The following is a 10565-nucleotide window of genomic DNA, read 5'->3' on the forward strand; positions in this document are numbered from 1 at the left end:
GGGGCGGTGGGGCGGGTCGGCCGGTGCGGTGGTCGGGTCGGGTCGTGGGGGCGTGCGGGCGGTGCGGGGCCGCGCGGTCAGCGCAGCGGGACCGTCTCTCCAGGGGCCTCGGCCGACCAGGCGGCGAGCGGAGTGAACCCCCGGTGGCCGCACTCCCCGAAGACGGTCAGGGGCCGGCCCCCGGAGAGCGCCGCGAGCCGCCACAGCCCCGGCCGCCCGAGCGCCGGACCGCTCACCGGAATCGCCTCGCCGACGCCGACGCCGACGCCGTCACCGCCCGGGTCCGGCACCGTGCCACCCGCCGCGCCCGGCGAGGCGTCGGCGAGCTGCCAGCCGTGGTCCGTCGGTATCGGCACGACATCGGTCAGCGTCACCGGCCAGGAGTCCAGCCAGGGGTCCTCCCGCAGGGCGTGGCCGTAGGCGGCGAGGGCCTCGCCGACCGTTCCGCCCCGGGGCGGGGAGTCGAGCGGGGCGGGCGCGGCGAACTGCTCGCCCAGTTCGGCCCGCAGGGCTCCCGCGCCCGCGTGGTGGGTGAGGACGGCGTCGAGGACCATGCCGACGGGGAGCGCCGGCCCGGGCGCGCGGCCGGCGGCGCCGAAGGAGAGGAGAAGGGCCGTGCGGCCGCTCTCCCGGCCGTGGAGCCAGCTGCGGCGGGTCGTCAGTCTCCCGTCGGTGGTGTCGTACTGGGAGAGCACCAGCCACCGGTCCCGTACCGCCGGGCCCTCGGCCGGCGTGGTCAGGCCCACCCTGGTGCGGACGGTCGCCGCGAGCGGAGCGGGAAGCCGGTCGACGGAGAGCCAGGCCCGGTCGAGGAGATGGGTCAGCGCGCACTCCTCCAGGAGCCGGACGGGCCAGTCGGCGCCGGAGCCCGGCAGGGCGCCCAACTCCCGTACCCGCGCGGCGAGTCCCGGCGCCTGGGCGTCGACCATGCGCGCCGCGGTCTCCTCCCACAGGCCGTATCCCGACTGCTCGGCCGCCGCCAGGCCACCGCGGAGGAGATCGGCGAGCCGCTGCTCCAACTCCTCGGCTCCCGCGGTGATCCGGGCGGCCCGGCGCTCCGCCCTGCGGCGCGCGGCCTCGGGATCGGCGACGGCCGGCCGGCCCGGCCCCGCCGGGGCGCCCGTCCCCCCACCGCCGACGCGCTCGCGCCTGCTCTCCAGCCACCGCGCCGCCCAGTCGGGCACCTCGGTGGTGGCGACGGCCCCTTCGTCGCCGGACCGGAGCAGCAGCAGTCCCAGCGCGTGCTTGCACGGGAACTTGCGGCTGGGGCAACTGCAGGCGTACGCCGGTCCCGTGGTGTCCACCACCGTCCGGTACGGCGTGCTGCCGCTGCCCCGGCACAGACCCCAGACGGCCCCCCGGCCGTCGCTGCCCGCACCGGTCCACGGCCCGGCCGTGCCGAGCCTGCTCCCCGCTCGGCGTGAGGCGTCGTCAGGAGCCAGAGCCAGCACCTGATCCGCCGTCCAGCGCACCCCCTGTGTGTCCATGCCCCCGACCGTAGAGGTAGCCACTGACAACGCCGCGGGGCTGCGACTTCGACCGCCGGGACCCGGGCCGCCATGACTTGACTTTACCTTTTCTTTACGGTTCTGTGCCCCTTATCAACCGCAACTCCCGGGGGAGACCCGCCATGAAGCGCACCGTTCGCACCGCCGTCTCGGCGCTCGCCGTCACCGCTCTCGCGTTCGGCCTCGGAGCCTGCTCCGAGGCCGCGGACAAGGCCGCCGACCAGGTCGACAAGGCCGTGAACGAGACCTACGAGGTGACGTACGAAGTCACCGGGAAGAACGTCGAGTCGATCCAGTTCCACGCCGGCGGCGGTACGGCGATGGACCCGAAGCTCGAGTCGGAGACGAAGCCGACCACGCCGTGGAAGAAGACGGTGACGCTGAAGGGGATCATGCCTCCGGCCGTCATGCCGATGTCGGTGGACGTCGCCAGTCTCACCTGCAAGGTCATTCACCAGGGCAAGGTCCTCAAGGAGGCGACGGGCGAGCAGGCGATGGCCGGAGGCTGCGTCGCGGAATCCCCGATCGTCGGCTGACTCCCTTGACCCGCCCGTCGATTCGGCCCCTGGCCTGCGGCGACGGTTGATTGTCAGTGGCATGGTGCACGGTGGATCCCACATCAGGTCGAACGATCTGGAGGGGGATCCATGACCGTGCCCGAAACCATCGCGAGCGCCGTGCCCGGTGCCGGAACCGGCACCGGGACCGTCGCTCCGGCCGAGGTCCTGCGGCCGCACGCCGAGCACGCCTTCGCGGACGAACTCAAGGTGCTCGCCGCCGCCGACGACCGGCCGCGGCCCGCCCGCTGGCGGCTCTCGCCGTGGGCCGTCGCCACCTATCTCCTCGGCGGCACGCTCCCCGACGGGACCGTGATCACGCCCAAGTACGTGGGGCCGCGCCGGATCGTCGAGGTCGCCGTCACCACACTCGCCACCGACCGCGCGCTGCTGCTGCTCGGTGTGCCCGGCACCGCCAAGACCTGGGTCTCCGAGCACCTGGCCGCCGCCGTCAGCGGAGACTCCACCCTGCTCGTCCAGGGCACCGCCGGGACGCCGGAGGAAGCGATCCGCTACGGCTGGAACTACGCGCGACTGCTCGCCCACGGGCCGAGCCGGGACGCGCTCGTGCCCAGCCCCGTCATGCGCGCGATGTCCGAGGGCCTGACCGCCCGGGTGGAGGAACTCACCCGCATCCCCGCGGACGTCCAGGACACGCTCATCACGATCCTGTCCGAGAAGACCCTGCCCATACCGGAGTTGGGTCAGGAGGTGCAGGCCGTCCGCGGCTTCAACGTCATCGCCACCGCCAACGACCGCGACCGTGGGGTCAACGACCTCTCCAGCGCGCTGCGCCGCCGCTTCAACACCGTGGTCCTGCCGCTGCCCGCCACGCCGGACGCCGAGGTCGACATCGTCGCGCGCCGCGTCGACCAGATCGGGCGCTCCCTCGATCTGCCCGCCGTGCCGGAGGGCGTCGAGGAGATCCGCCGGGTCGTCACGGTCTTCCGCGAGCTGCGCGACGGTGCCACCACGGACGGCCGCACAAAGCTCAAGTCCCCTTCGGGGACGCTGTCGACGGCCGAGGCGATCTCCGTCGTCACCGGCGGCCTCGCTCTGGCCGCCCACTTCGGCGACGGCGTCCTGCGGCCCGGCGACGTCGCCGCCGGCATCCTCGGCGCCGTCGTCCGCGACCCGGCCGCCGACCGGGTGATCTGGCAGGAGTATCTGGAGACGGTCGTAAGGGAGAGAGACGGCTGGAAGGACTTCTACCGCGCCTGCCGCGAGGTGAGCGCATGACGGCGCTCCGGGAGGCACCCACGCAGACACCCACGCCCATTCCCGCACCCACGCCGACACCCGTTCCCGCGCCCGTAGCCGCGCCGACATCCGTTCCCGCCCCGACCCCCGGTCGCGTGCCCGGCAGGGGCGAACGGCGGGGTGACGGGCCGTTGGTTCTCGGGGTGCGTCATCACGGGCCCGGGTCCGCGCGCGCCGTGCGGGCGGCGCTCGACGCCGGGCGGCCCGCGGCCGTGCTGATCGAGGGCCCGCCCGAGGCGGACGGCCTGCTGGAGCTGGCCGCCGACGAGACGATGCGGCCGCCGGTCGCGCTGCTCGCGCACGCCGTGGACGACCCCGGCCGGTCCGCGTTCTGGCCGTTCGCCGCGTTCTCGCCCGAGTGGGTGGCGATCCGCTGGGCGCTGGCCCACGGCGCCGCCGTCCGCTTCATCGACCTCCCCGCCGCCCACACCCTCGCCGCCACCGACCCCACCTGGGGCGACGGGGACGAGGAGGCCCACCCGGAGCTGCGGATCGACCCGATCGCCGAACTCGCGCAGGCCGCCGGGTACGACGACTCCGAGCGCTGGTGGGAGGACGTGATCGAGCTGCGCGTCGCGAACGCCACCGCCGACCCCACAGCCCCCTTCACGGCGCTCGCCGAGGCCATGGGCGCCCTGCGCGAGGCCTACGGCCACGGCGGCCACGCCCGCGACCTGGTCCGCGAGGCGTACATGCGTCTCCAGGTGCGCGCCGCCCGCAAGGAGTTCGGTGACGACGTGGTCGTCGTCTGCGGCGCCTGGCACGTGCCCGCGCTGTCCCGGAAGACCACCGCCACCGCGGACCGTGCCCTGCTCAAGGGCCTGCCCAAGGTGAAGACCGGGATGACCTGGGTGCCCTGGACCCACCGCCGGCTCGCCCGGCGCTCGGGATACGGCGCCGGCATCGACGCGCCCGGCTGGTACGACCACCTCTTCACCGCCCCCGACCGGCCCGTCGAACGCTGGATGACCAAGGTCGCCGGCCTCCTGAGGGCGGAGGACCGACTCGTCTCCTCCGCCCACGTCATCGAGGCCGTACGGCTCGCCGAGACCCTCGCGGCCATGCGCGGCAGACCGCTGGCGGGGCTCGGCGAGACCACCGACGCCGTACGGGCCGTGATGTGCGACGGCTCCGACGTCCCCCTCGACCTCGTCCGCGACCGCCTCGTCGTCGGCGACGTCCTCGGCGAGGTCCCGGCCGACGCCCCTGCCGTACCGCTCCAGCGCGATCTGACGCGGCTCCAGCGCAGCCTGCGGCTCAAACCCGAGGCCGCGGAGCGGGAGGTGGAGCTCGACCTGCGTCAGGAGAACGACGCCGCCCGCAGCCGGCTGCTCCACCGGCTGCGGCTGCTCTCCGTCGGCTGGGGCGAGCCGGTCGCCGGGCGCGGCAGCACCGGCACGTTCCGGGAGAGCTGGCGACTGCGCTGGGAGCCCGAACTGCACGTCAGGGTCGCCGAAGCCGGCGTCTGGGGCACCACGGTCGCCTCCGCCGCCACCGCCAGGGCCGAGAGCCGCGCGCTGGAGGCCACCGCCCTCGCCGAGGTCACCTCGCTGGCCGAGCGGTGCCTGCTCGCCGGCCTCGGCGAGGCCCTGCCCGCCGTCATGAGGGCCCTCGCCGACCGGGCCGCGCTCGACACCGACGTCGGCCACCTCGCCCAGGCCCTGCCCGCTCTCGCCCGCTCCCTGCGCTACGGAGACGTACGCGCCACGGACACCGCCGCGCTGGCCGAGGTCGCGGCCGGGCTCGCCGAGCGGATCCGGGTCGGACTGCCGCCCGCCTGCACAGGGCTCGACGCCGACGCCGCCACCGAGATGCGCGGTCACCTCGACGCCGTCCACACCGCCCTCGGACTGCTCCCCGACAGTGCGGCGCTGCTCGACCGCTGGGCGAAGGCGCTGCGGGGGATCGCCGGCCGCGACAGCGTGCCGGGAGTGATCCGGGGCCGGGCCGCCCGGCTGCTCCTCGACGAGGGCCGGCTGGGCGAGGACGAGGCGGCCCGGCTCATGGGCCTCGCCCTCTCGCCCGTGACCCCGCCCGCCGACGCCGCCGCCTGGATCGAGGGCTTCGTCGGCGGCGCCTCCGGAGGAGGCATGCTCCTCCTCCACGACGAACGGCTGCTCGCCCTGGTCGACGACTGGCTGACCGGGGTGACGGGGGAGGCCTTCACCGACGTGCTGCCGTTGCTGCGCCGCACCTTCTCCGCGTACGGCACGGGTGTCCGGCGCACCCTCGGGGAGCTGATCGCACGGGGGCCGTCCGCCGCGGCGACCCGACCGGAGGCCGGAGTACCCGGCTTCGCGGCCCACCTCGACGAGGAACGGGCCGACGGAGTGCTGCCGGTGATGCGACTGCTGCTGGGAGACGACCTCGTGGGGGTGGGGCGATGAACGGAACCGGGCACGACGAACGGCTGCGGCGCTGGCGCCTGGTCCTCGGGGGCGGGGAGGCCGAGGGCACCGGCCGCTCCCTCACCGGTACGGACGCGGCGGTGGACGGGGCCCTGACCGCGCTCTACGGACGCCGCACGGGCCCGGGAGCGGGTCCGGGAGCGGGTCCGGCCGCGTCCTCGGGGCGCGACCGCGCCGGGGGGCTCGGCGGCTCGGCCCCCTCGGTGGCCCGCTGGCTCGGCGACATCCGGACGTACTTCCCCAGCTCCGTCGTCCAGGTCATGCAGCGCGACGCCATCGACCGCCTGGGGCTCTCCACCCTGCTCCTGGAGCCGGAGATGCTGGAGGTCGTCGAGGCGGACGTCCACCTCGTCGGCACCCTCCTCTCCCTCAACAAGGCCATGCCCGAGACGACCAGGGAGACGGCCCGCGCGGTCGTCCGCAAGGTCGTCGACGACCTGGAGAGACGCCTGGCCACCCGCACCCGGGCCACCCTCACCGGCGCCGTCGACCGCTCGGCCCGGGTCAGCCGCCCCCGGCACCGGGACATCGACTGGGACCGCACGATCCGGGCCAACCTCAAGAACTACCTGCCGGAGTACCGCACGGTCGTCCCCGAGCGGCTCATCGGCCACGGCCGGGCGGCCCAGGGGGTGAAGAAGGACGTCGTGCTCTGCGTCGACCAGTCCGGTTCGATGGCGGCGTCGGTGGTGTACGCGTCGGTGTTCGGCGCGGTCCTCGCCTCCATGCGGTCGATCGCGACCCGGCTCGTCGTCTTCGACACGGCGGTCGTCGATCTGACCGACCAGCTCGACGACCCGGTGGACGTCCTGTTCGGCACCCAGCTCGGCGGCGGCACCGACATCAACCGGGCCCTGGCCTACTGCCAGGCGCGGATCACCCGGCCGGCGGACACCGTCGTCGTCCTCATCAGCGACCTCTACGAAGGCGGCATACGCGACGAGATGATCAAACGGGTCGCCGCGATGAAGGCCTCCGGCGTGCAGTTCGTCGCCCTGCTCGCGCTCTCCGACGAGGGCACCCCCGCCTACGACCGCGAGCACGCGGCCGCCCTCGCGGCACTCGGCGCCCCGGCGTTCGCCTGCACCCCCGACCTCTTCCCGGAGGTGATGGCCGCGGCCATCGAGAAGCGCCCCCTGCCCGTGCCGGACCTGCCGGACGGAGCGACGCATGGATGACCCCGAGGCCCATCCGACACATCCGCCCGCGACCTGACAGAGCTGCGGAATCCGTTGCCGCACCGCCATTCGGAGGGATGCGGCGCGCCCGACTGAGGCCCATATCACACGCGCCCCCCGCGGCCCCTCACCTCGCGGCCGGGCGCGTCGTGAGGTCCGCCAAGCCCGGGCCCCGCCTGGTACTTGGGTTCCTCCACCCCCAGGTCCGGCCCCTACGGACCGCCCCACACCCCCTACGATCTGTGACCCGTATCACCGCTCGCGTGTGAGCTGCGATTTAGGGACCCACGTCCCTCGGGGATAACCTGCGAGACGGACATGCCGCGTCCACGGACACCGTGTACGCCTCCCTTGTGACAGCGCAGTCACGTTGCCCTTCGCGGCACGCCCACGCAGACAACGAACCGCGATCATCAGAAAAGGGACGGACGCGCGTGGACCTGTTCGAGTACCAGGCGAGGGACCTCTTCGCCAAGCACGGTGTACCGGTGCTGGCCGGTGAAGTCATCGACACGCCTGAGGCGGCGCGCGAGGCCACCGAGCGTCTTGGCGGCAAGTCGGTCGTCAAGGCGCAGGTGAAGGTCGGCGGCCGCGGCAAGGCCGGCGGCGTGAAGCTGGCCGCCACCCCCGACGAGGCCGTCGCCCGCGCGACGGACATCCTCGGGATGGACATCAAGGGCCACACGGTCCACAAGGTGATGATCGCGGAGACCGCTCCGGAAATCCTCGAGGAGTACTACGTCTCGTACCTCCTCGACCGCACCAACCGCACCTTCCTGGCCATGGCCTCGGTGCAGGGCGGCATGGACATCGAGGAGGTCGCGGAGAAGACCCCCGAGGCCCTCGCGAAGGTTCCGGTCGACTCCAACACCGGTGTGACCATCGAGAAGGCCCGCGAGATCGTGGCCCAGGCGAAGTTCCCGGCCGAGGTGGCCGAGAAGGTCGCCGAGGTCATGGTGACCCTGTGGGACACCTTCGTCGCCGAGGACGCGCTCCTCGTCGAGGTCAACCCGCTGGCCAAGGTCGCCTCCGGCGACATCCTGGCCCTGGACGGCAAGGTGTCTCTCGACGAGAACGCCGAGTTCCGCCAGCCGGGCCACGAGGAGTTCGTGGACCACGCCGCAGCCAACCCGCTCGAGGCTGCTGCCAAGGCCAAGAACCTCAACTACGTCAAGCTCGACGGCGAGGTCGGCATCATCGGCAACGGCGCCGGCCTGGTCATGTCGACCCTGGACGTCGTCGCGTACGCCGGTGAGAACCACGGCGGCGTGAAGCCGGCCAACTTCCTCGACATCGGCGGCGGCGCCTCCGCCGAGGTCATGGCGAACGGCCTGGAGATCATCCTGGGCGACCCGGACGTCAAGTCCGTGTTCGTCAACGTCTTCGGTGGCATCACCGCCTGTGACGAGGTCGCCAACGGCATCGTCCAGGCCCTGGAGCTCCTCGCCTCCAAGGGCGAAGAGGTCACCAAGCCGCTGGTCGTGCGCCTCGACGGCAACAACGCGGAGCTGGGTCGCAAGATCCTGTCGGACGCGAACCACCCGCTCGTGCAGCGTGTGGACACCATGGACGGCGCGGCCGACAAGGCCGCCGAGCTCGCGGCTGCGAAGTAAGGGACGAGGTCAAGCACACCATGGCTATCTTCCTCACCAAGGACAGCAAGGTCATCGTCCAGGGCATGACCGGTGCCACGGGCATGAAGCACACCAAGCTCATGCTGGGCGACGGCACCAACATCGTCGGTGGCGTGAACCCGCGCAAGGCCGGCACCTCCGTCGACTTCGACGGCACCGAGGTCCCGGTCTTCGGCTCCGTCGCCGAGGCGATGGAGAAGACGGGCGCCGACGTCTCGGTCCTCTTCGTCCCGCCGGCCTTCGCCAAGGCCGCCGTGGTCGAGGCGATCGACGCCGAGATCCCGCTGGCCGTCGTGATCACCGAGGGCATCGCCGTCCACGACTCCGCCGCCTTCTGGGCGTACGCGCAGTCGAAGGGCAACAAGACCCGGATCATCGGCCCGAACTGCCCGGGTCTCATCACCCCCGGCCAGTCCAACGCCGGCATCATCCCGGGCGACATCACGAAGCCGGGCCGCATCGGCCTGGTCTCGAAGTCCGGCACGCTGACGTACCAGATGATGTACGAGCTCCGTGACATCGGCTTCTCCTCCGCCGTCGGCATCGGTGGCGACCCGGTCATCGGTACGACGCACATCGACGCCCTCGCGGCGTTCGAGGCCGACCCCGAGACCGACCTGATCGTCATGATCGGCGAGATCGGCGGCGACGCCGAGGAGCGTGCGGCCGACTTCATCGCATCGAGCGTCACCAAGCCGGTCGTCGGCTACGTCGCGGGCTTCACCGCGCCCGAGGGCAAGACCATGGGCCACGCCGGCGCCATCGTCTCCGGCTCCTCCGGCACCGCCCAGGCGAAGAAGGAGGCCCTCGAGGCCGCCGGCGTCAAGGTCGGCAAGACGCCGACCGAGACGGCCAAGCTGGCGCGCGCCATCCTCGCGGGCTGAACCAGACTGCCGCACAGGTGAGAGGGCCCCGCCCCTCCCGGGAGACCGGGAAGGGCGGGGCCCTCTCGCGTCCGCGCTACTGCGCGTCCGGGATCAGCCGTTCCGGACCGTGGTGCGGCTGGTCACCGAGCATCTTCTGCAGCTCCCTGTCCCGCGGGGTGAGCTTGGGGGAGCCGCCGCGCATCGGGACGCCGCTCACCGTCTCGCCGGGGGCGTGGACCGGGAGGTACTGCGTCGGCGCGGTGGCGGCAGTGAAGGCCGTCACCCCGATGAGCGCCGCCGTCACCGCGAGAGCCGTCCGCGTCCACAGCCGGGCGTGCCGCTCGCTGCGCGTCCGTACGGTCCGGGCGTCCGCGAGCGTCGCCGTCGGCGCCTCGGAGGCGAGGGCACCCAGCCGTCGGTGCAGCGCGTCCGGGTGGGCGAGCTCGGGAACGCGCTGACCGATGACGGTACGGGCGTGCAGCAGCCGGTTCGCGGCGGCGGGCGTGCTCGCCTCCGTCTCGGCCGCCGTGTCGGGCAGGTCGAGGCCGAGACCGTCGTAGAGCAGGACGGTACGGCGGTACGGAGGCGGCAGCTCCAGCAGGGCCGCGAGCAGGGCCCGGCGCCCGGCCTCGGTGGGCGGGGCGTCGGGATGACGGTGGACACGGCGCAGCCGGTGCCAGGGGGAGAGCGCGTACTCGTACGCCGTGGCCCGCACCCAGCCCGCCGGGTCCCGGTCGACCGCCACCTCGGGCCAGTGCTGCCACGCGTAGTGGAAGGCGTGCTCGACGGCCTCACGGGAGAGCCTGCGGCGGCCGGTGAGCAGGTAGGTCTGGTGGACGAGCGCCGGGGCGGCGTACGCGTACAGCGCGTCGAAGGCCTCCTCGGGGGTGAAGGAGGGCCCCGTCGGACGTTCAGCGACCACGGGCCCTTCCCCGCGGGGTTCCTCGACGGCCGGCCCCGGTCTCAGCCGCCCCTGGTGCTCCTGGGGTGGCTGGGACGGCTGAGCAGCCCTGCGGGCGCCGACCGGGCCGGGCGAGGGGGCGTACCCCTTGGGCGGCTTGGACACACGCTTGGCTGCGGCCTTCGGCCGGGTGGCTGCGCTGCTCGCGGCGGGCGGCGCGGCGGGCCGGGCCGGAGCGGCGGGCTTCGTGCGC

General features: G+C 73.5%; 8 protein-coding genes. 6 read left to right on the forward strand and 2 right to left on the reverse strand.

Going from position 1 to position 10565, the window contains the following annotated elements; translation table 11 throughout:
* Positions 1–77 precede the first annotated feature (77 nt).
* On the reverse strand, positions 78–1487 hold the full coding sequence (locus J7E93_RS33030; protein ID WP_215073726.1) for an SWIM zinc finger family protein: 1410 nt from the start codon (positions 1485–1487) through the stop codon (positions 78–80).
* Positions 1488–1630: 143 nt separating this feature from the next.
* On the opposite strand from J7E93_RS33030, the gene J7E93_RS33035 reads away from it, so the two are divergent.
* The 6 genes from J7E93_RS33035 to sucD all read left to right on the forward strand — a co-directional run bounded on the left by J7E93_RS33035 (position 1631) and on the right by sucD (position 9429).
* Positions 1631–2044: a hypothetical protein gene (locus tag J7E93_RS33035; protein ID WP_215073727.1), complete on the forward strand. Its 414-nt coding sequence runs from the start codon at positions 1631–1633 to the stop codon at positions 2042–2044.
* A gap of 111 nt (positions 2045–2155) precedes the next feature.
* Positions 2156–3304, forward strand: coding sequence for an AAA family ATPase (locus tag J7E93_RS33040; RefSeq protein ID WP_251067438.1), 1149 nt, complete (start codon positions 2156–2158; stop codon positions 3302–3304).
* A complete protein-coding gene (locus tag J7E93_RS33045) occupies positions 3301–5712 on the forward strand; it encodes a DUF5682 family protein (RefSeq protein ID WP_251067439.1) in 2412 nt (803 codons plus the stop codon). Before J7E93_RS33040 ends, J7E93_RS33045 begins: the two co-directional genes overlap by 4 nt.
* Entirely contained in the window at positions 5709–6911 is a 1203-nt protein-coding gene (locus J7E93_RS33050) for a VWA domain-containing protein (RefSeq protein WP_215073728.1), read from the forward strand. The genes J7E93_RS33045 and J7E93_RS33050 overlap by 4 nt, the downstream gene beginning before the upstream one ends.
* A gap of 434 nt (positions 6912–7345) precedes the next feature.
* Positions 7346–8524: an ADP-forming succinate--CoA ligase subunit beta gene (gene sucC / locus J7E93_RS33055; protein WP_215073729.1), complete on the forward strand. Its 1179-nt coding sequence runs from the start codon at positions 7346–7348 to the stop codon at positions 8522–8524.
* 20 nt (positions 8525–8544) lie between these two features.
* Complete coding sequence (gene sucD, locus J7E93_RS33060) at positions 8545–9429, forward strand: succinate--CoA ligase subunit alpha (RefSeq protein ID WP_215073730.1); 885 nt, start codon at positions 8545–8547, stop codon at positions 9427–9429.
* Between the two features lie 76 nt (positions 9430–9505).
* Here the strand turns inward: sucD and J7E93_RS33065 are convergent, their stop codons facing one another.
* Entirely contained in the window at positions 9506–10333 is an 828-nt protein-coding gene (locus J7E93_RS33065; RefSeq protein ID WP_374105465.1) for a sigma factor-like helix-turn-helix DNA-binding protein, read from the reverse strand.
* Positions 10334–10565: the final 232 nt, after the last annotated feature.

Source organism: Streptomyces sp. ISL-36, assembly GCF_018614205.1.
In the GTDB taxonomy this organism is placed as follows: Bacteria; Actinomycetota; Actinomycetes; order Streptomycetales; family Streptomycetaceae; genus Streptomyces.

Excerpts from the sequence above, each read along its gene's own strand:
- J7E93_RS33045 (WP_251067439.1), top strand. The coding sequence starts at position 3,301 with ATGACGGCGCTCCGGGAGGCACCCACGCAGACACCCACGCCCATTCCC.
- J7E93_RS33040 (WP_251067438.1), top strand. The coding sequence starts at position 2,156 with ATGACCGTGCCCGAAACCATCGCGAGCGCCGTGCCCGGTGCCGGAACC.
- J7E93_RS33030 (WP_215073726.1), bottom strand. The coding sequence starts at position 1,487 with ATGGACACACAGGGGGTGCGCTGGACGGCGGATCAGGTGCTGGCTCTG.
- J7E93_RS33035 (WP_215073727.1), top strand. The coding sequence starts at position 1,631 with ATGAAGCGCACCGTTCGCACCGCCGTCTCGGCGCTCGCCGTCACCGCT.
- sucD (WP_215073730.1), top strand. The coding sequence starts at position 8,545 with ATGGCTATCTTCCTCACCAAGGACAGCAAGGTCATCGTCCAGGGCATG.
- J7E93_RS33050 (WP_215073728.1), top strand. The coding sequence starts at position 5,709 with ATGAACGGAACCGGGCACGACGAACGGCTGCGGCGCTGGCGCCTGGTC.